This is a genomic window from Nonomuraea sp. NPDC000554, from assembly GCF_040300065.1.
In the GTDB taxonomy this organism is placed as follows: Bacteria; Actinomycetota; Actinomycetes; order Streptosporangiales; family Streptosporangiaceae; genus Nonomuraea.
In genome coordinates this window covers 1-23012 of the sequence record NZ_JBEPDC010000056.1, presented here as the reverse complement: position 1 = coordinate 23012, position 23012 = coordinate 1, and the positions used below count along the sequence as shown (strand labels likewise).

25 protein-coding genes are annotated in these 23012 nt (G+C 68.2%); 18 read left to right on the top strand and 7 right to left on the bottom strand.

The features are described from left to right. From ABT294_RS50290 to ABT294_RS50255, 8 genes are all read left to right on the top strand, one after another. Positions 1-405, top strand: a 405-nt coding sequence (locus ABT294_RS50290; RefSeq protein WP_350813668.1) for an RNA-guided endonuclease InsQ/TnpB family protein, incomplete at its 5' end; no start/stop codon positions are given. Positions 406-488: 83 nt separating this feature from the next. Next, positions 489-1262 (top strand): NAD(P)H-binding protein, encoded by a 774-nt coding sequence (locus ABT294_RS50285; protein WP_350813667.1) that lies wholly within the window; start codon positions 489-491, stop codon positions 1260-1262. A 318-nt stretch (positions 1263-1580) separates the two neighbouring features. Continuing rightward, the gene (locus tag ABT294_RS50280) at positions 1581-1925 is read left to right on the top strand and encodes a hypothetical protein (RefSeq protein WP_350813666.1); all 345 of its coding nucleotides are present in this window, start codon (positions 1581-1583) and stop codon (positions 1923-1925) included. Positions 1926-2313: 388 nt separating this feature from the next. Then, positions 2314-2784 carry a pyridoxamine 5'-phosphate oxidase family protein gene (locus ABT294_RS50275; RefSeq protein WP_350813665.1) on the top strand — a complete coding sequence of 157 codons (471 nt, stop codon included), beginning with the start codon at positions 2314-2316 and terminating at the stop codon, positions 2782-2784. Continuing rightward, the gene (locus ABT294_RS50270) at positions 2781-3770 is read left to right on the top strand and encodes an NADPH:quinone reductase (RefSeq protein ID WP_350813664.1); all 990 of its coding nucleotides are present in this window, start codon (positions 2781-2783) and stop codon (positions 3768-3770) included. Before ABT294_RS50275 ends, ABT294_RS50270 begins: the two co-directional genes overlap by 4 nt. A gap of 144 nt (positions 3771-3914) precedes the next feature. Continuing rightward, complete coding sequence (locus ABT294_RS50265; protein ID WP_350813663.1) at positions 3915-4187, top strand: NAD(P)-binding domain-containing protein; 273 nt, start codon at positions 3915-3917, stop codon at positions 4185-4187. Positions 4188-4521: 334 nt separating this feature from the next. Next, positions 4522-4896, top strand: a complete 375-nt coding sequence (locus ABT294_RS50260) for a type II toxin-antitoxin system RelE/ParE family toxin (RefSeq protein WP_350813662.1) — start codon at positions 4522-4524, stop codon at positions 4894-4896. Beyond that, a complete protein-coding gene (locus ABT294_RS50255; RefSeq protein ID WP_502912252.1) occupies positions 4893-5150 on the top strand; it encodes a helix-turn-helix domain-containing protein in 258 nt (85 codons plus the stop codon). Before ABT294_RS50260 ends, ABT294_RS50255 begins: the two co-directional genes overlap by 4 nt. Positions 5151-5337: 187 nt before the next feature. On the opposite strand, the gene ABT294_RS50250 is transcribed toward ABT294_RS50255, so the two are convergent. Genes ABT294_RS50250 through ABT294_RS50240 form a run of 3 tightly spaced genes read right to left on the bottom strand, consistent with a single transcriptional unit; the run spans position 5338 to position 7559 of the window. Beyond that, a complete protein-coding gene (locus tag ABT294_RS50250; protein ID WP_350813660.1) occupies positions 5338-5829 on the bottom strand; it encodes a nitroreductase family deazaflavin-dependent oxidoreductase in 492 nt (163 codons plus the stop codon). 3 nt (positions 5830-5832) lie between these two features. After that, positions 5833-7026 (bottom strand): FAD-dependent monooxygenase, encoded by a 1194-nt coding sequence (locus tag ABT294_RS50245; RefSeq protein ID WP_350813659.1) that lies wholly within the window; start codon positions 7024-7026, stop codon positions 5833-5835. Next, positions 7023-7559 carry a TetR/AcrR family transcriptional regulator gene (locus ABT294_RS50240; RefSeq protein WP_350813658.1) on the bottom strand — a complete coding sequence of 179 codons (537 nt, stop codon included), beginning with the start codon at positions 7557-7559 and terminating at the stop codon, positions 7023-7025. The genes ABT294_RS50245 and ABT294_RS50240 overlap by 4 nt, the downstream gene beginning before the upstream one ends. Before the next feature lie 309 nt (positions 7560-7868). Between ABT294_RS50240 and ABT294_RS50235 the strand changes: the two genes are divergently transcribed. Together ABT294_RS50235 and ABT294_RS50230 are read left to right on the top strand one after the other, a co-directional pair. Beyond that, entirely contained in the window at positions 7869-9260 is a 1392-nt protein-coding gene (locus ABT294_RS50235; protein ID WP_350813657.1) for a cytochrome b, read from the top strand. Then, positions 9257-10360, top strand: a complete 1104-nt coding sequence (locus tag ABT294_RS50230) for an NAD(P)/FAD-dependent oxidoreductase (RefSeq protein WP_350813656.1) — start codon at positions 9257-9259, stop codon at positions 10358-10360. The genes ABT294_RS50235 and ABT294_RS50230 overlap by 4 nt, the downstream gene beginning before the upstream one ends. Positions 10361-10420: 60 nt before the next feature. On the opposite strand, the gene ABT294_RS50225 is transcribed toward ABT294_RS50230, so the two are convergent. Together ABT294_RS50225 and ABT294_RS50220 are read right to left on the bottom strand one after the other, a co-directional pair. Beyond that, positions 10421-11302: a GNAT family N-acetyltransferase gene (locus tag ABT294_RS50225; RefSeq protein WP_350813655.1), complete on the bottom strand. Its 882-nt coding sequence runs from the start codon at positions 11300-11302 to the stop codon at positions 10421-10423. A gap of 395 nt (positions 11303-11697) precedes the next feature. Continuing rightward, on the bottom strand, positions 11698-12054 hold the full coding sequence (locus tag ABT294_RS50220; RefSeq protein ID WP_350813654.1) for a TetR-like C-terminal domain-containing protein: 357 nt from the start codon (positions 12052-12054) through the stop codon (positions 11698-11700). Positions 12055-12273: 219 nt separating this feature from the next. Here ABT294_RS50220 and ABT294_RS50215 point away from each other — a divergent pair, with 219 nt between their 5' ends. From ABT294_RS50215 to ABT294_RS50185, 7 genes are all read left to right on the top strand, one after another. Next, positions 12274-13485, top strand: coding sequence for a glycosyltransferase (locus tag ABT294_RS50215; protein WP_350813653.1), 1212 nt, complete (start codon positions 12274-12276; stop codon positions 13483-13485). 59 nt (positions 13486-13544) lie between these two features. Beyond that, entirely contained in the window at positions 13545-14291 is a 747-nt protein-coding gene (locus ABT294_RS50210) for an SAM-dependent methyltransferase (protein ID WP_350813652.1), read from the top strand. Positions 14292-14459: 168 nt separating this feature from the next. Further along, positions 14460-15008 (top strand): GNAT family N-acetyltransferase, encoded by a 549-nt coding sequence (locus ABT294_RS50205; RefSeq protein ID WP_350813651.1) that lies wholly within the window; start codon positions 14460-14462, stop codon positions 15006-15008. Positions 15009-15023: 15 nt separating this feature from the next. Continuing rightward, positions 15024-15722: a phosphatase PAP2 family protein gene (locus tag ABT294_RS50200; protein WP_350813650.1), complete on the top strand. Its 699-nt coding sequence runs from the start codon at positions 15024-15026 to the stop codon at positions 15720-15722. 117 nt (positions 15723-15839) lie between these two features. Next, positions 15840-17198, top strand: a complete 1359-nt coding sequence (locus ABT294_RS50195; RefSeq protein ID WP_350813649.1) for a molybdopterin-dependent oxidoreductase — start codon at positions 15840-15842, stop codon at positions 17196-17198. 8 nt (positions 17199-17206) lie between these two features. Continuing rightward, a complete protein-coding gene (locus tag ABT294_RS50190; protein WP_350813648.1) occupies positions 17207-17767 on the top strand; it encodes a hypothetical protein in 561 nt (186 codons plus the stop codon). 10 nt (positions 17768-17777) lie between these two features. Further along, a complete protein-coding gene (locus ABT294_RS50185) occupies positions 17778-19583 on the top strand; it encodes a glycoside hydrolase family 15 protein (RefSeq protein ID WP_350813647.1) in 1806 nt (601 codons plus the stop codon). Between the two features lie 92 nt (positions 19584-19675). Here ABT294_RS50185 and ABT294_RS50180 read toward each other — a convergent pair whose 3' ends face one another. Beyond that, positions 19676-21127: a hypothetical protein gene (locus ABT294_RS50180; protein WP_350813646.1), complete on the bottom strand. Its 1452-nt coding sequence runs from the start codon at positions 21125-21127 to the stop codon at positions 19676-19678. Positions 21128-21781: 654 nt separating this feature from the next. Continuing rightward, entirely contained in the window at positions 21782-22003 is a 222-nt protein-coding gene (locus ABT294_RS50175; protein WP_350813645.1) for a hypothetical protein, read from the bottom strand. A 185-nt stretch (positions 22004-22188) separates the two neighbouring features. On the opposite strand from ABT294_RS50175, the gene ABT294_RS50170 reads away from it, so the two are divergent. Then, positions 22189-22692, top strand: coding sequence for a hypothetical protein (locus tag ABT294_RS50170; protein WP_350813644.1), 504 nt, complete (start codon positions 22189-22191; stop codon positions 22690-22692). Positions 22693-23012: the final 320 nt, after the last annotated feature.

Genomic DNA, 23012 nt, shown 5'->3' with positions numbered 1-23012 from the left:
TCCACCGGGGAGCGCATCGCCAATGCGCGCCATCTGGAACGCAAGGCGAAGAATCTGGCGCGCTACCAGCGGCGCATGGCCCGCAAACAGCGCGGATCGAACAACAGGAACAAGGCGAGGGCGAAGGTCGCCCGCGCGCACACCAAGGTCCGTGACGCCCGCGCCGACTTCTTGCACAAGACCAGCGCCCGCCTGGTACGCGAGCACGACCTGATCGTGATCGAGGACCTGGCCGTCAAGAACATGGTCCGCAACCGCCGACTGGCGCGGGTCATCTCCGACTGCGGATGGGGCGAGTTCCGGCGCCAACTGCAGTACAAGACCGCCAGACAGGGGCGGCACTTGATCGTGATCGACCGCTGGTACCCCTCCAGCAAGACCTGCTCCGCGTGCGGTCGGCTGTGAAGCAGGAAACCTTACCCGCGAGGGTGGGACTTTCCCTCCTTTAGCTTTAGGAGGGGGAGGAAGTCAAAGAGGGAGTCTTCTCAATGATCGTAATCTCGGCCGCTTCCGGTGCATTCGGCCGCCTCGTCATCGACAATCTACGCACGAGGGGGGACGTCGTAGCCGTCGTGCGTGATCCCGAACGGGCTCCCGAAGGCGTACCGGTACGGCGCGGCGACTACGACGATCCGGCAAGTCTGCGGGTGGCCTTCGAAGGGGCCGGCCGTCTCCTTCTGATCTCCTCGCCCGAACTCGACTCCGCCCGCAGGATCGGGCAGCATCTGGCCGCCGTGGCCGCCGCCAAGGATGTCGGGGTCGGTGCCATCGTCTTCACCAGCTTCCTGGGAGCCGACACGGCCGCCACCGGCATGACGGAGGCCTATCTCGCCACCGAACGGGCCATACTCGACAGCGGTCTGCCGTACACGCTGTTGCGTCATCCCTTCTACAGCGACGCGTTCGTCCCGCAGGTCTCCGACGGAGCGATCACGAGTAGTACCGGGGGCCGCGGCCTGAACACGGCGTTCCGGTCAGACCTGGCCGTGGCGGCGGCGAACGTCCTGACGGGGGAGGGGCATCTGGGCCAGGCCTACGACTTCACCGGCCCCCTGTGGAGCTACCCCGAGGTGGCCACAGCGCTGGGAGTGACCTACCGCGAACTCCCGGACGCCGACCCGGGCCCCATGAGCTGGATCTCTGCCCAGGTGCGCGCGGGCGCGCTGGAAAGGCAGACCCCCGATCTGGAGCGAGTCCTCGGAAGGCCCGCCGAGACGGTCATCTCACGTGTCCTGGGCCGTCATCTGCCGCGGGTCCCCTGACAACGAGGGCTCCGTACGTGGGCGCACGAGCCTCGCCCTGCACCTTCAGGGTTCGACTGGGCGAAGTGGCGCATGGTCCACCCGGATCTGCTCGGACGACTGCCCCACTCCCTGATCATGTCGCTGCATCGAGCAAAAGACAGCATGCGGACTCGTTCCGCGCACGTCGCCCGCCTGATCATCCGGCCTGCTCCGCTTGTCCCGGCTCGATGGCGGACGGGATGATCAGGCTTCCACCTCAGTCTTCACGGGCCTTCGACAGCCGCAATGCCCTTGGACATTCGGAGCCCTCCGTCGGAGGCATGAAAGGGGTCGTCTGTGCGCCTCTCGAAACTCCTTGCGGACTGGTACTGGCGCGTAAACGCGTTCATGGGCGGCGATGTTGAGCCGCACCGCGGCCAGCGCTTCTCCGCGACCCATCCCGTACGACTCGGGTTCATCATGTTCTTGGTCTCCTGCGGTCTCTTCGGCGTCTCCATCCTCGTCAAAGCCGCTGCGGACGCTCGCTCCGCGCTGACGCTGAACGTGTTGATCGTCTGGCTCGTCGGAGCGGCGGCCATGGGGCTGCTCTTCACCGGCGTGGGCTACCTCGAACGACAGCGCCAGAAGCACCATGGGCACTATCCGCATGAGGATCGGGATCAGTCCGGCGATCGCCCGTAGCGGCTGACCATCTGGAGTGGATCAGCCAGGAGACTGCCCCAAGCCCGGGCGAGTAGCGGTCAGGTCGCCGAGCGGCCTGTCCTGGATGACGGGGTGTCCACTCTCCTTCGCCGCTCTGGAGGAGGTTGCTGAGCTCGTTGCCGATACGCCGTGCCCGCCGAAGCCAGTGGTGCGGTTGCGCATGAAGGTCTGGGTAGATGGAGCGGGTGACGGAACCGAACCCGCACTGTCAGCCCGGGACTCCATCGATCATGGCCTGATGGAGGCCCGAGCTGGGCAGAGAACCGGTCGTGACTGCATGGCCCGTCCGATCAAGGCAGGACCTACGCGGGAAGCGCGGAGACCTCCTCCGCGAGGTCGAAGCGTGGGCCTCACCGAAGGAGCGACGATGAAGACAATCGACGACGATATGCGGCTGATCGTGGAGACCGCGCGTCTGTCCTTCGTGGCCACGGTGTGCCCCGACGGCTCGCCCAATCTCTCGCCCAAGGGGTCGATGCGGGTGTACGACGACGAGCACATCGCCTTCATGGACATCGCGTCCCCGAACACGGTCGGCAACCTCGAACGCGATCCGCGTATCGAGATCAACTCGATCGACTTCCTCCGCAGGCGGGGCTACCGGTTCAAGGGCACCGCGGAGTTCCGTGAGCCCGGCGACCCTGTGTACGAGTGGCTGCACGCGTGGCTGCTCAACCTGAACGGTCCCGGCTACCCCGCCCATCGCGTGATCCTCGTGCACGTGGAGCGGGCGCTGCCGATCCTGTCTCCGGCCTACACCTTCGGCGGCGCCGACGAGGGTGACCTCAGGCATGCGTGGGCGCGTATGTACCTCGCCGACCTGGAAGAGGAACGATGAGCGACCAGGAGACCATGACCGCGGCGTACGTCACGCGCCCCGGCCCGGCGGACGAGATACGGATCGGCCGGCTCTCCGTGCCCGAGCCCGGCTCGTCGGAGGTCCTGGTGAAGGTGCGGGCGCTCGCGGTCAACCACGTCGACACCTTCGTCCGCTCCGGCGCCTACCGGACGCGCCTGCCGTCCCCGTTCATCATCGGCCGCGACCTGGTGGGGACCGTGGTCACGGCGGGGCCGGGGTTCGCTCCCGGCGACGCGGTGTGGTGCAACAGCCTGGGGCTCGACGGTCGCCAGGGGTCCTTCTCCGAGTACGCCGCCGTGCCCGCCGACCGGCTCTACCACCTGCCCGGCGGCGTTGATCCGGAGAACGCGGTCGCGTCCCTGCACACCGCCGCCACCGCGCACATCGGCCTCGTCAAGGAGGCGGACCTGCGGATCGGGGAGACGGTCGTCGTGGCCGGCGCGGGCGGCGGGGTCGGCACCGCCACCGTCCAACTCGCCGCGGCCGCGGGGGCGCGGGTCATCGCGACCGCGCGCCCGGACGACTTCGCCTGGTGCCGGCGGTGCGGCGCCGACGAGGTCGTCGACTACCACGACCCGGATGCGTACGCGGAGATCGCCAAACTCGCTCCCGACGGCGTGGACGTGTTCTGGGACAACGCCGGCCAACACCACCTGGAGCAGACCGTCCCCCTGCTCGCCCGCGGCGGCCGGATGATCATCATGGCCGGTCTCGGCGCCACCCCCGTGCTGCCGGTCGGGCAGCTCTACACGCGCAACGCCAGCCTCCGCGGCTTCGTGATCAGCAACGCCACCGTAGCCGAACTCGCCGCGGCCGCCACGGCGATCAACCACCTCCTGGCCCGCGGAACCCTGGTCTCCCGGATCGGGACCCGGCTGCCGCTCACCGAGGCCGCCCGGTCCCACCACCTCCAAGAAGGCGCCGAGCCTGATCACCCCCGCGGGCGCATCGTCGTCCTCCCGTGACAAGGTCCGTTCCTCACAGGACGAGACACGCACGGTCCGCCGTCACCCGGCCGGTGTCGCCGGGCCGATCCTGCTGGGCCCCCGAGCTCGATCGCCGCCGCCGGCTCTTATCGCGACAGCTACCCGAACGAACGGAGAGAAGCCGTGCCCCAAACGCTCGGGCTCATCGGCAGCGGAATGATCGGTTCTTCCGTCGCCCGCCTGGCCGTCGCGGCAGGCCTTGAGGTTGTCCTCAGTAATGCGCGAGGCCCTGAGACACTCGCTGATCTTGTCGCTGACCTGGGCGGGCGTGCGGCGCGCGCCGGAGACCTGGTGGTGGCGGCTATCCCGGTGAAGGTTTACGAACAGCTCCCCGCCGAAGCTCTGGCCGGCAAGACGGTGCTGGACACGGCGAACTACTACCCCGAGCGGGACTGACACATCCGGAAGTGTTCCTCACTCGTGAAGAGGCAGACCACGTGCTGTGGAAGATGATGGACAACGGGCAGGCCGACTGAGCCCATGACAGGCGGTTCCGCGCGCTCGTCCTCCTCGCGACGTTCGCGAGCCCCCCAGTGGGTGGGATCACTGGGGGCCGTCGAGCCCTCGCGAAGACGGCGGGCTTTCGGGCTGGGGCCGCGAACTGCAGATCGGATGTCGAGTCGTCGAGCTCTCTCATTGGTCCCAGGCGGTGAGTGTCCGTCCCTGATTTCGCATTCCCGGGATCTGGCTCTTGCCGGTACCTATAACGTCTGTGTTATGAAGGGGAGAGGTGGAGCCTGAGGTCGATGAGTGGTTCGACACGCTTGATCAGGAGGACCAGGAAACAGCAGCGTTCTACGTCGATCTGCTGGCTGGGCGCGGTGTTCTGCTCGACGAGCCCTACACCCGTCAACTCCATGGCAAGCTGCGGGAGTTGCGCTTCGATCTTCACCGGGAGGCGGTACGGATCACCTACTGGATCGCTCCCGGAAGGCGGATCATCATGCTGACGGTGTTCCGAAAGCAGCGGATGCGCGAGCCCGCCGAGATCGAGCGCGCATGGCGGGCCATGCAGCGGTGCATAGCTGAGGCGCACAGCGCAGATGAGGAGCGAGTGGAGTGGGAGAGCGCGGGTCCTGGGCCAACAAGAAGGCTGAGATCATGAGCCGTCCCGGTGCGGGAGCAGCGTATGAGGCGGCGAGGATTCGGTTCGAGTTGGGCGAGGCGGTTCGACTGCGGCGTGAGCAACTCGGTTTGACGCAAGCAGAACTGGCAGAGCGTACTGGACTGAAGCAGCCAGCCGTAGCACGGTTCGAGGCAGGGGGAACGATGCCGACCATCCCCATGTTGGAGCGGCTCGCGGAGGCTCTGGAGATGCGGCTGAGCGTCCAGTTTCAACCGCTGCGCGAGGCGAGCTGATCTCGCTGGAGCATCCTTCGGCTGGAGTGCCGAAGCAGCTCCACCAACGATCAAGGCTCAGGCAAGGTTCTCCTCGACCTGGGTGAGGGAGCTGGATACAGGCCTCTCGGTGCTGACCCGTCGCGCTGATGGCCGTCCTCAGTGCAAACATGGCTCCCTGGCGGGCTGGACGGTCGGAGATAACAGATCAGGTCCCCGGTGGACGGTTGCCGCGGGGCGTGAACCGCACGAACGGGATGTGCCGGCCGACCTCTCGGTAGTCCTCGACGCTGCCGTCGACCGCGTAGCCCATGATCTTGCAGAGTTGGCGGGCGGCGGCCGGGTGGCGCGGCGCGTACCGGGCCATGAGCTGCGCGCCTTCGTCGGCGTGAAGCGGGGTGGCGAGCACCTGGAGGGTTCGGCCGCCGACCTGGATGGTGACGTCCGGGGCCTTCATGACGTTCTGGTACCAGTCGGCGCGCGGCCCGAATCCGGAGGCTGCCACGTAGCCGTGCTCGTCATGCTCGATGACCTCGATGACGGCCTGGCGTCGCTCGCCCGAGACTCGGCCGATGTGGGTGAGAAGCATGATCCGGCGTCCCAGAAGCGGGCCCAGCCCCATCCGGTACAGCCGTATGGGGAGCCGCCACAGCCTGCGCCGCAGCCCGGTCGGCGGGGTGGTCTTCTTGACGATCTCCACGGTTCAGTCCTCTCTCACGTCGACGGGGGCCGCGTCCTGCGGCGGCAGGATGGTGCCGACGCCGAACTGGCGGCGCAGTACGGGCGCGAACGCGTTGCGCATGACGAGCCGGCTGACGAGGCTCTGCGCGATCAACCCGGCTCGCGTGCCGGGCACCAGTGACCGGGCGAAGAACAGCGCGTTGCGCTGCCGCCGGGTCACCTCCGCGTGCATGCGTTCCTGGTGGCGGCGGAACGCGCGCACGTGGTCGCCCTCGGCGTGCAGCGTCTCGGCCAGGACGTAGGCACCGGCCATCGCCATCGACACGCCCTGCGCAGACACCATGGTCATGCAGCCGCACGCGTCGCCGATCAACGCCGTCCGGCCGCGATGCCAGGCGGGCATGACGATCTGGGTCATCGTGTCCATGAAGACGGTCTCGCTCGCAGGGGCGTCGGCCAGCAGCGACGGCGTGATCCATCCCATGCCGTCGAAGGTCGCGCGCAGCAGGTCCAGGCGCTGGGCGCGCGGGACGCTTCCCGCGCGGGACGCCCTGAACAGGAACAAGGCGATCAGTTCGCCGGGTTGCCCGGTCGGATAGACGACGGCCTGCCGGCCTGGCTCGGTGTAGTGTGCCCGGACTCGTCCGATGTCGTAGCGGTCGGGCACCGGGTAGGAGGCCAGATGGCAGCCGAGGTGACGGGCGAACCTGGTCTCGGGGCCGAAGACCAGGTCCCGTGTGACCGAGTGGATCCCGTCGGCGCCCACCAGGAGGTCGAACCGTTCCGTGCCGTCGTTGGCGAAGTCGATCTCGATGGCGGTGCCGATCTCCCGTACCGCGGTGATGGTCTCGCCGTAGCGGATCTCGACGTCGTTCTGGATCACGTCCAGAAGAGCTCCCTCGAGAGTGGTGTGCATCAGCCCCAGATGCGGCCCCCGGATGACCTTGTTGAGGAGCGCGCCGGTCAGCCGGGCGGTGGCCTGGCCGGACTCGTCGACGAAGTCCACCGAGTCGACCGGTAGCTGGTGTGGCGTCAGCCGGTCGATGATGCCCATGCGGGTGGCGACGTCGTACCCGGTGCCGAAGAAGTCGATGCCGTACCCGCCCAGGCGGCCGTGCGGGGCGCGCTCCACGATCACCGGCTCGAAACCCCGGCGCCGCAGCCAGTACGCCAACGTCAAGCCGGCGACGCCGCCGCCGCAGATGAGAATCCTCATGGCCGCTCGTCTTCCAGCAGGTCCTCCACGGCCGCCAGGGCCGCTCCGGCCGGTAGGCCGGGGTCCAGCATGTAGTGCAGCATCAGCCCGTCGATCAGCGCGGTGATGAGGACGGCCACTCCGGCCCGCCGCTGGGCCGACCAGCGTGGGTGGAGCCCGCCCAGACGGTCGGCGATCTGCGTGCGGGCCTCCCGCAGCTGGTCCCGGAGAACCTCGCCGAGTGCCGGGTCGCGCATCGCCCCCGCGATCAGTTCCACGGCCAGCCGGGTGGTCTGCTCGTCGCCGGTGGTCTCCGGCAGCAGGCGTTGCACCATCGCCAGCGCCGCCCGCTCGTCCGGCGCGCCGAGGAGCTCGGCCACCAGGGGGTTGATGACCAGCTCTCCGGCCTGACGGGCGATCTCGGCGTGCAGACCGGGCAGCCCGCCGAAGTGGTAGTGGATCAGACCGGGATTGGTGTCCGCGCGCTCGGCCACGCCACGCGTGGTGACGGACGGCCATCCCCCTTCACACAGCAGCGCGATGCCGGCGTCCACCAGTTGCTCCCGGCGTCGATCACCACGACCCGAATTTGGTCGATCGCCTAAGTTGGTCATATGGCCAAATTAACCCCGGGTAGCCAGGTCCCGCAAGTACAGGCGCTACGGTCCGGGAGGCACGCCGTCGGGGGATCACTTCAGTCGCCGACCGTGACCAGGGTGACCCCGTACGGGCAGGCGTGGTCACGTCAGCCCCGACAAAGGACCCGATGGTAGTGACGGGAATCACCGTCGCCGACGCCTCATCGATGTCACACCCCCAGGCCCGATTCCGTCATGTGAGTAGGCAAGGTTAGGGGGCGTCACATGCGTTCGTTGTCGGCCAAGCGCCGCTCGTTTCAGTTCTCCCACTGGTCGTTCATGTTCGCGGAAATCGCCGTCTGGTCGTTCGTCGTTCTGGTGGTGACCGGGGCGGTGCTGATGGCGTTCTACGACCCCAGCATGTCCCAGGTGACCTACGACGGCTCGCACGGCCCGATGCGCGGACTCTTCGTCAGCAAGGCCTTCGACTCGACCATGCGTCTGAGCCTGGAGGTGCGCGGCGGCCTGCTCATCCGCCAGGTCCACCACTGGGCGGCGCTCGTCTTCGTGGCGGCCGTCGTGTTGCAACTGCTGCGTATGTTCCTCACCGGCGCGTTCCGCCGCCCGCGCACCGGGCAGTGGCTGATCTGGGTGACGCTGCTGGCGCTGGGCATGGCCGCGGGCGAGACCGGCAACGCCCTGCCTGACGACATGCTGTCGGGCGGGAGCCTGTGGCTGATCATGTCGGTTGTGCAGTCCATCCCCGTGGTGGGAACCTGGGCGCTCTCGCTGCTGTTCGGCCCGTATTTTCCCGGTGACAGGGTCATTCCGGTCATGTACGGGGGGCACCTGCTGATCGCGGTCGTCATGGCCGCGCTGCTGATCGCCCGTGAACTGCTGGTGCGGCGGCATGGCCACTCGCGGTTCATCGCCTCGGTGCCGACGCGGCGGAGCGCACGCCCGACGATGGCGCTCGCGACGATCGGCATGCTGATCATTCTCGGGTTCGGGTTCCAGATTGCCCCTATATGGCTGTACGGCCCTGCCAGGCCGACGCAGATCTCGGCGGGCTCGGTTCCCGACTGGTACATGGGGTTCCTCGATGGCGCCCTCCGGATCATGCCCAGGTGGGAACTCACCATCGGGGACTACACGCTCAGCCTCGCAGTCCTCGTCCCCACACTGGTGATACCCGGGGTCTTCTTCACCGCCCTGGCCGCCTACCCGATGGCCGAGCGCTTCCTCGGCTCGCGACGCAGCCGCCGCGACGCGCTGGGTCGGCCCAAGACCACGAGCCGCATGGCCCGCGAGGCGCTCGCGCATGACCTGCTCGATCGGCCACGCGAGACGCCGGTGAAGACGGCCGTCGCGGTGGCCGGCGTCACGTTCTACGGCCTGCTGTGGGCAGCCGCGGCCAACGACCAGATCGCCCACCAGTTCCACCTCACCGTCGATGCTGTGACGATCTTCTTCAGGTTCGCCGTGGTCATCGGCCCCGTCATCGCCTTCATCCTCACCCGATGGATCTGCCTCGCACTTCAGCAGACGGACCACCACGTGGCCGAGCACGGAGTGGAGACCGGGATCATCACGCGGTCCCCGGACGGCGGATTCCACGAACGGCTGGCGCCGGCGCAGCAAGAGCGCCGGGAGCCGGCGATCACCTCAGGGAGATGACAGTGACACCGAACCGGCCACAGGTTGTGATCGTCGGAGCTGGGGTCGCCGGATACCAGGCGGCGCGTACCCTGTCGCGCAGGGTGGGAGACGGCGCGGAGATCGTGCTGGTCAACCCGACCGGCGTCGCGCTGCGTCCGGAACTGCTCCCGCAGGCGATGATGGGCGTCCTCAGCCCGGATCGAGTGAGCGTGCCGCTGGCTGAGACGCTACCGGGCGTGCGGGTGGTGCTCGGCACGGTCACCCACATCGACGCCCACGCCCAGCGCGTGCTTTACGACGGCGGCGTGCTGGACTACCACCGGCTGATCGTCGCGGCGGGAGGCGTGAGCGAAGTCGCCCAGGTCTCCGCGGTCTCGGCGCACAGCGTCGGCTTCCACAACGTCGGCCAGGCCCTCCATCTGCGCGATCACATCCACCGGCAGCTTTCCCTGGCCGCCGCGAGCACCGATCCCTTCGAACGCGCGGCGCGCTGCACGTTCGTCGTGCTCGGCGCGGGATACGCGGGGACGGCGGCGGCCTCGGCCGGGCAGTCGCTGTCCCAGTCGATCGCCTGCCGCGACCCGCGGTTGCGCGAGCAGCCACTCCGCTGGATCCTGGCCGATCCCGCCGAGCGACTGCTGCCTGACATGCGGCACCGCCTGTCCAGGACCACGGCACGGATGCTGCGGTCGCGGGGGGTGGACGTCCGGACGCAGACCTCGCTGGGCCAGGTCACCTCCCGGGGGCTGCGGCTCACCGACGGCGAGTTCATCCCCACCCGCACGATCGTGTGGAGCTTCGGGGTCCGCCCCGATCCGCTCGTGACCAACCTCGGACTGGCGGCCGAGCAGGGCAGGATCAGGGTGGACGAGCACCTCGCCGTGCCCGGCCATCCCGAGATCTACGCCTGCGGCGACGTGGCCGCCGTCCCCGACCTCACCAGGCCCGGCAAGATCACCCCGATGAGCGGGCGACATGCCCTGCGCCAAGGCAGGCTGGCGGGCAGCAACGTCGCGGCCTCCATCGGGTACGGCTCGCGCCAGCCGTACCAGCACAGGATCCACGACTCCATCGCGGACCTGGTCCGGACGTCGGAGCAGCCGCTGCGTGTGGCATGAGTCACCTTCAACCAGCAACGCCAGGCCGGGGCGCACGTTTCGCGTCCCCGGCCGGCGCGTCTACAGATCGAGCTGGTACCGAAGCGATGTGTGTGTGGGCGAGTAGCCGAACTCGTCGTTGATGGCGCGCATGGGCCGATTGCTCGCGGCCGTGTCTGTCAGCAGGCCGTCGAGAAGCGGGTGGTACTCGATGGCCTGCCGGATCGCCTCAGCCTTCATCCATCGGCCGAGGCCAAGCCCGCGGTGTTCGGGCAGGACGCCGGTGCCGTAGTGCTGGCCGTCACCCACGCGGCTGCCGGGCACGACAAGCTCGGTGAACCCGGTGATCGCACCGTCCGCCACTCGGACGGCGGCGACCGTGTGCAGGAGGTCGCCTCGCTTCTCGACGGCCCGAGCCACCGATCGAACCCGGTCCACATCCCAGATCATCGTGCCGTAGTCGGCGTCATCCATCGGCATGTCGTCCATGGCCCGCCGCGAGGCCGCGAAGGTCTCCGCGAGCTCGTCGGGGACGGTGCCGTCCCACGACTCCAGCCGGTAGCCGGGATGCGGCTGTCGGATAATCTCCTTGAGGGCGGTGATGTCCACCCGAGCCAGGGCAAGCCGGGTGAAGATCATGGTCTGGACCTTGCGAAAGCCCAGTGCCGAGAGGAACAGGTCGCCGGGTGAGCCCGCTTCGGCCTGGGCTGTGACGCAGCGTCGGCCTTCGGCGCGGGCGGTGGCCACAGCCGCCGCCAGCAGTTGAGAGCCGGTGCCGTTGCGCCGCTCGGCCGGATGGACGGCGAGTTCGAGTTCCGCCAGGTGATCCTGGCCGGACGATGTGAACAGGCGCAGGAAGGCCGATCCGACGGGAGTTCCGGCGGGCCCGGACGCCAGCCAGGCCAGACGGTGGCTGGACGCCGTGCGGTCGGGGTCGGTCAGCTTGGTGATGCGAATCGACAAGGTGTCTCCGTCTTGAGGAAGTAGCAGGTGGCAGAGCACGGGGTCTGGTGGAGACGGCTCCTGCGCATGTGCTGCACACCTCCTTGTCGACGGCGCCGACCCACATGTGGGCGGCCTGGCGAAGGTATCCGTTGCGCCTCGTTGGCTGCAATGGACTTTGTGGGTTGCGCGCCGGCGAGCTTCTGCGTGAGCTGCGGCACCGGTCACCATGCGACGGGGCCGAGGCGACGGGTAAGGGTCCCGGCGTGCGGCCCTGTGCCGTCGCTGTCGGCACTGCACCGGCCGGTGCGCCGGGAGTTGTCGGCGGGCGAACGCGGTGGGGAAGCGGCCCGGCGTCGCCACGACGCGCAGCGAAGGTCCCCCGCTACGGTCCCGCCCGCTCGGACTGGCTGCCTTTATCGCGTTTGCGGTCTGGGGCTCATCCCGGCGAAGAGCGCGTGGAGTACGCGGTCGATGTAGGCGTGCGTCAGCGGCTGCTGTGTGATCAGCAGTCGGAAGTACAAGGGGCCGGACAGGATCTCGAACGCCAGGTCCAGGTCGACGTCGGGTGCGAGTTGCCCCTGCTCCTTGGCGGACCTGAGGCGAGCCAGGGTGTTGGCGGTCTGGGGCTCGATGAAACGCCGGTTGAGTGCGGCGGCGACCTCTGGGTCGTGCTGTGCTTCGCCGATGAGGTCCTGGTACAGCGGGCCCCATGGAGGCCGGCCCAACAGGTCGCGTACGCGTTCCTTCCCTTGCTGCAGGCGGCGGAGCATCCGCGGGACAGGTCGGCCGGGGAGACGTGATCACCGACGCACGACCTGGTCTGACAACGCGAAGATCGAGGTCGACGGTCCACAGCGCACGACAATGGCGAGGAGATCTACTCCCCGCCACGCTCAACATATAGCGCACCAGGGGGCTTGCGGCAAGACCCGGGTCATGCCGCAGAATCGTCGGCCGAGGCCAGAACCTGCGGAAACGGGGGATACGAAATGCGGGTGTTGTTGTCGACGTACGGGTCGCGCGGGGATGTCGAACCGTTGGTGGGGCTCGCGGTGCGGTTGCGGGAGCTCGGCGCGGAGGTGCGGGTGTGCGCGCCGCCGGATGAGGACTTCGCGCGGCGGTTGGCGGGCGTCGGTGTGCCGTTGATGGCGGTCGGACGGTCGGCGCGTGCGCTGGCGGCCGGAGCGCCGCCGGCGTCTTCGCTGCCGGAGCGCGCGGCCGAGGTGATCGCCAGCCAGTTCGAGGTGGTCACCGCGGCGGCCGAGGGATGCGATGTGCTGGTGGCGACCGGGATGCTGCCGGCCGCGGCGGGCGGGCTGTCGGTGGCCGAGAAACTGGGCATCCGCTCGGTGTCGGTGACCTTCCAGCAGCTCACCCTGCCGTCGCCGCACCACCGGCCGCTGGCGTATCCGGGCCGGCCGTTCCCGCCGGAGGTGAGCGACAACCGGGCGCTGTGGGACCTGGACGCCCAGAGCATCAACGCGCTGTTCGGCGCGGCGCTCAACACCAACCGGGCCTCGATCGGCCTGCCGCCGGTGGGCAACGTCCGCGACTACGTCATCGGCGACCGGCCGTGGCTGGCCACCGATCCGGTCCTGGACCCGTGGCAGGAGACGCCGGACTTCGACGTGGTGCAGACCGGCGCGTGGATCGTCCCCGACGTTCGGCCACTCCCGGCAGAGGTGGTGGCGTTCCTGGACGCCGGCACACCACCGGTGTACGTGGGCTTCGGCAGCATGCCCATGCACGCCTCAGCCGACGCCGCCCAGGTGGCCATCGAGACGATCCGCGCGCAGGGACGCCGCGCGGTCATCGCTCGCGGGTGGGCCGACCTGGCCCTGATCGACGACCGGGACGACTGCTTCGTCGTCGGCGAGGTCAACCACCAGGCACTGTTTCCCCGGATGGCCGCCGTCGTGCACCACGGCGGCGCTGGCACCACGACGACCGCCGCCCGGGCCGGCGCGCCGCAGGTGGTGGTACCCCAGGCGGCGGACCAGCCATACTGGGCCGGACGGGTGGCCGAGCTGGGCATCGGCGCAGCACACGACGGTCCGACCCCGACCTTCGAGTCCCTGTCAGCCGCACTCAAAACAGCCCTGACCCCCGAGACCCAAGACCGGGCGAGAGCTGTGGCCGATGAGATCCGCACCGACGGGACGACGGTGGCCGCGAAGCTGCTGCTCGACGCGATCGGTTGAGACAGGCCGCCCGACGGGCCGCATCGCCGGCCTCCAAGACCACTATGTGAGGAATTCCAGTGCCTTTTGCTTCCGGGTTCGCCTCGGAATCCCACCTGACGTTCCACGGCCCGCTCTCCACCGAGCGTGCCGACCGTATCGCCGCCGAGCTGGCCGCGCGGAACCCCGCCACCGTTGTCGACTACGGCTGCGGCTGGGGCGAGTTGCTGCTGCGGATCCTGGAGGTCACGCCCGGTACGCGCGGGATCGGGATCGACGTCCGCGGCCCCGATATCGCACGTGGCCGGGACAACGCCGCGAAGCGGGGGCTGGCCGATCGGGTCGACTTCATCGAGGGCTCGGCGACCGATCACGCCGGCGCGGCCGACGTCGTCATCAGCAGCGGCGCCTACCAGGCGTTCGGCACCGTCCCCGAGGCGCTCACGGCGTTGCGCCAGCTGGTGAACCCCGGCGGCGTGCTGCTGTTCGGCGCCGATTACTGGGAGCGGACGCCGAGCGAGCAACAGCTGGCGCACATGTGGCCGGGAACGACTATCGACGAGTGCTTCTACCTGCCCGATCTGGTCGACGTGGCGACCACCGAGGGCTTCCGCCCGCTGCGCATCCAAACGGCGACGCGCAGCGAACTGGAGGAGTTCGAGTCCGGATACGCCGCCGGAGCTGAGGAGTGGCTGCTCGCCAACGGCGACCATCCCGAGGCCGAAGAGGTACGGGCCCGGCTCGACGATCATCGGTCGATCTGGTTGCGAGGGCTTCGCGACGTGTGGGGCTTCGCCTATCTCATCCTCGGCGTGCCCAGCTCTTGAGCCGGGTCAGGCGGCGGCCTTGCTGAGGGTTTCGGCGACCCGGTCGATGACGGTGGGCGGCGGGTGATCAGGCTTCCACCTCGGCGATCGTCGATGAGCATGGCCTTGGTGATCATCCCGGAGGCTCGCTTGTGCGGATGGGATCGTCTTCGGTGGCAGGATGCGGGGATGGACAACCCGCTCATTGTTCCTGAACTGTCGGCCAGTGAGAGGTTCTTGCTTCGCCCGTGGCGGCTGGACGATGTTGCGGCGGTGCAGGAGGCTTCTGAGGATCCGTACATTCCTTTGATCACCACCGTGCCGTCGAGTTACTCGGATGCGGAGGGCGCGGCCTTCATCCGCCGTCAGTGGAGTAGGGCCGTCGACGGAGTTGGGTACTCCTTCGCGATCGCGGATGCCGGCGATGACCAGGCCGTGGGGCAGATCGGGTTGTGGCCGGGTCCGCGTGGACGAGCTTCGGTGGGTTACTGGGTGGCAAGGTCGGCTCGAGGACAGGGTGTCGCGTGTGCGGCGTTGCGAGCGGTGGCGTCCTGGGGCTTGGAGGGGCTGGGGATTCCGCGACTGGAGTTGCATGTGGAGCCGTGGAACGCGCCGTCTTGGAAGGCTGCTGAGCGAGCGGGGTTCGTCCGTGAGGGGCTGCTGCGCAGTTGGCAGGACGTGGGCGATGAACGTCGCGACATGTATGTGTACTCGAAGCTCCTCGGCGATCTTGCCTGAGTTTCACGAGGTGCTGTGGATCAGGGGAAGGCGCTGCTGCTCGTGATCCTGCTCTTCTTGTGGCTTCATGCCGCCCTCGGGAAGGACGTCGCAGCCGCCACCGCCAACGCTCTGGCCCTGCAATCGATAGAGCGGGCCCTCCACCTGGACATCGCGCTAAGGGCGAACCAGTGGCTCACCGAGCACCCGGCCCTCATCCAGCCGGCGGTGTACTACTACCGCCTGTACTACCTCGCGATCATCGGTGTGCTGGTGTGGGTCTTCGTCCGGCACGCCGATGTCTACATCAAGGTCCGCCGGACCCTCGTCGCGATGGCCGTCCTCGTGCTGCCCGTTTACTGGGCGCTGCCCATGTCGCCCCCACGGTTCGCCCTGCCGGGCGTCGTCGACATCGTTGCCGGGCACGACATCCTGGGCGGCCATGCCTCACGAGAGATCGAGAGCGGCCAGAACCTGTCGGCGATGCCCAGCATGCACGTGGGGTGGTCGTTGTGGTGCGCGTATGCCGCATGGTACGCGCTGCGGGCCTCCCACCCGCGACTGGCGTTGCTGCCGTGGATCTTTCCGCTGGGTATGGCGGCAGTCGTGCTCATCACGGGGAACCACTACGTCCTCGACATCGCCGGAAGCGCTGTGTTGCTGGCCGTCTCCATCGCTGTCGGATCAGCGTGGGGCCACCTCGCCGAGCGCGGTCCGACCAGCATCCGATCATGATCAAAGAGCTGTCGTTTTACAGTGCTCGAAAGGGGCATTTCTGCTAAGTGGGACTCGCGGCCGACTGATGTGAGTCCTTGCCTGCTTCTTGGCAGACGCTGATTTCGGGGGACATCGGTGTCAGATCGGCCGTCCCAAGGGGACGCTCAGCACGAGCCCGCCGCGAAGGCGGGCCGCACACCCGCGCGTCCGGGGCGTGCCTGGCCGTCAGGCCCGCCACCGGGTCCGTTCCGGCCGGAGTTCTGGCGCAGCCCGCTGCGCGGCCCGTGGCTGACCTCGGTACTCGGCCTCGTGCTGCTGATCGGGATCCCGATCGTCGCGATCACCGGCCTGGTGTCCTACGCCGCCTACAACCCGCGGCTGCCCGTCAACGACACGACCCCGGAGAGCGGCTGGCTGAGCTTCTACCTGTTCGACTGGCCGACGCACCCGGCCTGGCTGTACCGCCTCACCCAGGGAGTGCACGTCATCCTCGGGCTCACACTGGTCGCGGTGCTGCTGGCCAAGCTGTGGTCGGTGATCCCGAAGCTGTTCGCCTGGCCTCCAGCCCGCTCGCCCGCCCAGGCGCTGGAACGTGCCAGCCTGCTGCTCCTGGTCGGCGGCGCGGTGTTCGAGTTCGTCACCGGCATCCTGAACATCCAGCTCTTCTACGTCTTCCCGTTCTCCTTCTACCCGGCCCACCTCTACGGGGCGTGGATCTTCCTCGCGGCGTTCGTCGTGCACGCCGCCGTCAAACTGCCGACGATGCTCCGGTCACTGCGCTCGCGCAGCTTCCGCCGCGAGCTGCGGACCGGCCTCGCCGCCACCCGTCCCGAGCCTCCCGACCCGGACGGCCTGACCCCCGTGCACCCCGCGGAGCCGACCATGTCGCGCCGGGGCCTGCTCGCCTTCGTCGGCGGCGCCTCCCTGGTCACGCTCGGCCTGTCCGTCGGCCAGACCATGGACGGTCCGCTGCGCCGCACCGCGCTGCTCGCCCCACACGGACGGGACTACGGCTCCGGCCCCAACGACTTCCAGGTGAACAAGGCCGCCACCGAGATGGGCATCAACCCAGCCGACACCGGCCCGGGATGGGAACTGGCGGTACTCGGCCCGCTCACGGCGCTCCTGAACCGCGGCGACCTGCTGGCGATGCCGTCGCACACCTACCGGCTGCCGATCGCGTGCGTGGAGGGCTGGTCGACCGAGCAGACGTGGACGGGCGTGCGGCTGGCCGACCTGGCCCGGCTGGTGGGCGCGTCGCCAGGCTCGGTGTACGTGTTCGTCGAATCCCTGGAACGCGGGGGCGCCTTCGGCCAGGCGTCGCTGAGCGCGGCCCAGGTGGCCGACCCCCGCTCCCTGCTCGCCCTGCGGGTCAACGGCGCCGACCTGTCGCTCGACCACGGATTCCCCGCCAGGGTGATCGTCCCGAACGCCCCCGGCGTGCACAACACCAAGTGGGTACGCAAGCTCACCTTCTACCCCACCGGATCGTGAGCGGCGCCATGGCTGCCCGCATCCGCGCCACCTACCGGCGGCTGGCCGCCCGTTACGGGGCCGACCCGTTGCACCTGCTGGCGCTGATCGCCTGCTTCGCCCTAGCCGGGTACGCCGCCACCCGGGTCGTCGCCGCGGGCATCTGGGTCGGCTTCCTGGTGTGGTTCGTCGGGGCCGCGATCATCCACGACCTGCTGCTCTACCCGCTGTACGCCCTCGCCGACGTCGCCGTGCAGCGGCGTCCCTGGCGTCGCCGACGTCCGCCGTCCGCTCCCGTCGCCTGGGCGCCGTCGATCAACTATGTCCGGGTGCCTGCCGCCCTTTCCGGGCTGCTGTTCCTGATCTGGTTCCCGCTCATCCTGCGTCTCTCGGAGGCCAACTACCGCAGGTCGACGGCGCTGGACCTGAGCCCGTACCTCGGCCGATGGCTGCTGGTGACCGGCGTGCTCTTCGCCGGATCCGCGCTCGTCTACGCCATCAGGACGCGCCGACGCAGGGCCCTGACCCGGCCGCGGCCCCGCACCCGCCTGCGACCGCCGCGAACCCCGCGGTCCTCGCCGAGTGGTTGACGAGGCGTCCTTGAGCACGCGACCGATCAGCGACCACGCCCTGCTGGGGGACTGCCGTTCCGCGGCCCTGGTCACCTCCGACGGTTCGGTGGACTGGCTGTGTATGCCGCGCTTCGACAGCCCGTCCATCTTCGCCCGGCTGCTCGACGAGAACGCCGGTTACTGGTCGATCCGCCCCGCCAGGACCGCGGAGGTCGCCCGCAGATATCTGGACGGCACCCTCGTGCTGGAGACCACTTTCCGCGGCCCCGACGGAACCGTGGTCCTGATGGACGCGCTCGCGCTGGGTGGCAGGGAACGCGGGCACGCGATGGGCGCGTCCTCGCCCGGCGTCCTCCTGCGCCAGGTGACCTGCGTCGAAGGACGCGTCCCTGTGGAGCTCGCGTTCGCGCCGAGGCCCGAGTTCGGGCTCGTCAAGCCGCTGATGCAGCCCGTACGCGGCGGTCTGATCGCCCACGGCGGGGCGCACGTCCTCACCTTGTCGGCGCCCGTCGACCTGCGGGTGAGCGGTTCGGTCGCCGACGCCACCGTCACGCTGCGAGCCGGGGAACGCCTCGGCCTGGCCCTACAAGCGGGCTGGGCCTGGGGTGCCGAACCTCCACGCCGGAACCCGCGGCACATCCGCCGCCGCCTCAAGGACACCGTCGCGGGTTGGCGTTCCTGGTCCCAGTTGCATGCCCGCTACGAAGGTCCCTGGCAGGATCAGGTGGCTCTGAGTGGCCGGGTGCTGCGAGCGCTGACGTTCGCCCCCACCGGGGCCATCGTCGCCGCGGCCACCACGTCCCTGCCCGAGAGCATCGGCGGAGAGCGGAACTGGGACTACCGCTACACCTGGATCCGCGACACCAGCTTCACCCTGCAGGCACTCGCGACGGCGGCGTGCGAGATGGAGGAGACCGCGTTCTTCGCCTTTCTCGCCCGCGCCTCGGCGACCCAGCTCGACCTCGGCGTGGACCTGCAGATCATGTACGGCGTCGGCGGCGAACGGGACCTGAGCGAACGGCCGCTGACCCACCTGACCGGCTGGCGGAGCAGCGCTCCGGTGCGCGTCGGCAACGACGCTTGGCTGCAGCGCCAGATCGACGTCTACGGGGAGTTGCTGGACGCGGCCCACCAGATCTACCGCGACGCGGGCACGCTCGACGCGCATACCCGCTCCTTCCTGATCAACGTGGCCGAGGCGGCCGCCCGCCGCTGGCCGGAACCGGACCAGAGCCTCTGGGAGATACGGGGCCCCAACCGGCACTTCCTCCATTCGAAACTCATGTGCTGGGTGGGCCTGGACCGGGCGATCGCCCTGGCACCCCTGCTCGGGGCCACCGGGTACGTCGACCGCTGGACGCGCGCCCGCGAGCAGATCCGCGCCGCGATCCTGGCCCGCGGATGGAACCAGGACGTGGGCGCCTTCACCCAGACGTTCGCCGCCGCCGATCTGGACGCCTCCGTGCTGATGATGCCTATGGTCGGCTTCCTGCCCGGGGATGATCCCCGCGTGCGGGCCACCGTCGACGCTGTGGCCACCCGCCTGACCGACGCCCGCGGCCTGGTGCACAGGTACCGCACCGCCGACGGACTCCCCGGAGAGGAGGGCACGTTCCTGCTGTGCACGTTCTGGCTCGCTCACGCCCTGGCACTCGCAGGCGAAGGCGCCCTGGCCGAACGGGCGTTCAAGACCGCGTCCTCGTACGCCAACGACGTCGGCCTGCTGGCCGAAGAGGTCGACTCAGCGACAGGGGAACCCATCGGAAACTTCCCGCAGGCCTTCAGCCACATCGGTCTGATCAACGCCGCCCGCGCCATCCGCGACGCGACATAGGGCGCCTCCATGCCCTTCGGCCACGGCGCCCCAGCATCCCCAGATCGTCGACCTGCTGATCGACATCGTCGCCGCACAGCCTGTGTGCGAGGTCAGGGGGTGTCGTAGCCGATCCAGTTGATGTACCAGCCGAACTGCTGGGCCATGGCGGGAGTCAGTTCGCGGTCGTCGCGCCATTTGAGGTAGACGCTGAACTTGTTGGCGGTGATGTCGTAGATCGCACTGGTGCCGACCAGGTCATACTGCATGCCGCCGGCGCCTCCGACGGAGGTGAGGTAGACAGGGGCGCCGGTGAACCCACCTGCGCTGGTGTCCACGTCGATGCAGATGCTGTCGGGAGCGTAGGCCCTCCAGCCCTTTCCGGGGCGAGTCTTTCCTGAAGCCATTCGGCCGTGCTTCGCGAACACGGTCCCCCACTCATGGGTGCCCGCCCGATACACGTTCAGCCCTTCCTTGGGGAAGCTGATCCATCCATCGTCACTGTGTCGTCCCTGCACCCATTTGGTGTTGACGCCGTTGACGTCGGCCTTGTCGGCGTGCACGTTTCCCCACGCTCCGCTTCCTTGGCGGACGTCGAGCCCATCCTTGGGGAAGGTGATCTTTCCGTCGTCGGCGCTTCGCCCTTGCACCCATTCGGTGTTCACGCCGTTCAAGAGGGCCTTGTCGGCCGTCACGGCACCCTGCCCGCCCGTGTTGTCGAAGATCTCCGCCCCTGTGTCGGTGAAGGTGACGCGCCCCTTGTGCGCCGTCCCCTGGACCCAGGGTGTGTCGATGCCGGCGGTGGCGGTGAGCGATTCCAGCACGGGATGGCGCACCTGCACGGTGGTGGTGAGGAAGTGCTGCTTCTGGGTGATGGGGTCGGTGGCGACGAGGATGTAGGTGGTAGCCCGCTGCGGGGTGGGCGGTGACCAGGTACCCCCCGAGACGGGGCTCCGCCCGCCCGGGAACACGATCTCATAGGTGAAGTCGGGAGACCCGTCCCAGCTCAGCGTGAGGTTTTCTCCGGTGTCCAGCATCGCCTTGTCCGGGCGGAAGTCGCGCGGTGCCGGAATCTCCTTTGCTGGCGCCTTCGCCAGCGGCACCGCCGCGTACTTGGTCTCCCACCCGGTATCGGTTTTGAGGATTTCTCTCACTATCAGCACAGCCACCCCGGCGGTGGGGGCGACGGTGACGTTCTCCAGTGTCAGTAACATGTAGTCGCCGGGTTCGAAAGCGGCTATGCGACCGCTCTGAGGGGTGACCTCGAGAACGTTGGTGCCCTGCTGCTGGATGTTCACCGGCTGGGTATCGGGCTCGATTCGGAAGTCCGTCTGAGTGCCCAGGGTGTCGGTGTACTCGCCCTTCAGATCGATGGTGCTGATTTCCCGGGTCAGGTCGCCTGCGCGGTCGCCGACCGGCACCCTCACCTCGATCCTTAACCAGGCCACCTCCTCTCCGGTGTTGGTGACCATCAGATACACCGTCCCAGTGGACGGGGTCCGCCCGTCCACTGACGCCTCCAACGACGTTGGATCGGTGAGGACGGTGTAGGTCAGTGCACTCATACTCAAGACTCCTTCTCTTGGCGAACAGCGCAGGCCGACGCCCTGCGCACTACGAGAGGACCGGGCCGGGCAGAACAGGCGGCAGCACGGGTAAGGCGTCCGGAACCGCCGCTTGTGATGCACCACAGAAGAGCCTCCCTAGATCCAAACGTCAGGATGAGAGTGCAACAAGAGCGCTCAAGGGGGCATGACCGGGCGCTTCGGCGATACCCTTAGCGTCTTGACAAGCCTTCGTGCCATCCGTCACCGGCCATTACGCGAATGAAGCGCATCGTGCAGGTGTGGACAGCGATGGAGAACGTCATCCTGGAAATGCCGACATACTCCGCAGAACACACAATGGCGGCGTGGCCGGATTCGGATACATAAAACCGAAAGTCGGCGGTGATTCAGACATGACCCGGCACCGCCGGGGAGCGGCGCCTCAGTCATGGGCCACCCGACTACTCGGGCCGCGTTGATCTATCTGCACACCGCGAGCGAGCGAGACAACCTGATTGCTGAGGCATGGGCAAGCCGGCCGAGGAGATCATGGGCAGGAGCGAAGATCGAGAGGGATCGGGCACGTAGCGGGCATGAGTGACCGTGATTGCCCGCTCGTCACCCTGGCTAATTGCGCGCAAATGGCACGACGATCAGAAGCCGAGTTCCAGGTCAGGCGTGGTCGGTCACGTAGTCGAAGTACACGGTGAGGCTCGGCCAGTCCCCGTCTTCGGTGGTCTCGTTGTGCATGATCATGTGATGGACTTCGACGTTGCCCAGCTCCTCGATGCTGTCGGCAACCCTGCGAAGGAGCGCGGGCACTTCTCCCTGTCCTGGTCCCTTCGGGTTGGACTGGGAGAAGTGGTGCATGGTGTAGGTGATCCGCTCGGACAAGCCTTGGCCTTTCTCTGATCGCGTTGCTGTGGCGCAGCATAGAGAGCACGTGGCCCCTACCTCGGCCACTCACAGATCGGCGGCGGTGAGCACGCCCCTGGCGATCATCCCGGAGCCGGAGCGCCCGCCAAGGGCGATGGGGTTGAAGGAGTGGCGATTGTGGCTGCACCGGTACAGTTTTGCCCATGCAGATCATCTACCGTCCACGTTGGTCGCTCGCCTTTTTCTCTGGTGGAGTCGGTGCCATCGTGCTCGCCGTCGTCTATTGCGTCCTGGCCATCGCCCTTGGGTTGCCCGCGAATTTGACGGCAGGGGTTACCGTGGCCGCGAGCGTGGTGTATCTGCTTTTCGTTGTGATGAAGGTGCGGCGCCGAAGTCTGACGGTTACCGAGGAGAAAATGATCGCTCAGAGAGATACCTTCAGGGTTGCGGTGAACTGGTCGGACTTCGTCGATGTGCAGCGCAAACGCATTGGTGGCCTGTATCCGGTGGACGTGATGACCTTCAGTGTCGGTGCCGTGGAGCCGGTGGACGTGAGAGGCCGTCGGCGGAAGACAGTTCCCTCGAAGGTTCACACGATCGGTGCCGATCGACGGATTCAGGTAGGCGTCTACACCTCTGATTGGCGTACGGGGCCGATCGGCGAGCTGGTCGCGCGTCACTCCTCGCCGGGCCAGGGGGCCGAGTAGGAATCGGGAAAGTCTCGCCCGGATGTGGCGGTGCGCCGCTGGGGTCGGTGAGTGCGTTGGGTACGGCGGGCGTGCGGTGGGGTACGGCCCGGGGCGCCGCTGGCCAGGACCGGCCCCCAGGCCGCACGCCCGGGCGGCGGGCGGCAGAGGGCCGGGTACGGCGGCGCGGCGCGCCGCCGCTTGATACCTACAAGAGCTATTCGGCTGTGCTCAGGTTGTGTTGCGTATAAAACTGACGATCATCGTTGACACCTGGGTCTCCGGCCACTACGGAGATCATCTATGTCGAACCCGAGCCCCCCGCTCGACCGTGAAGCCAA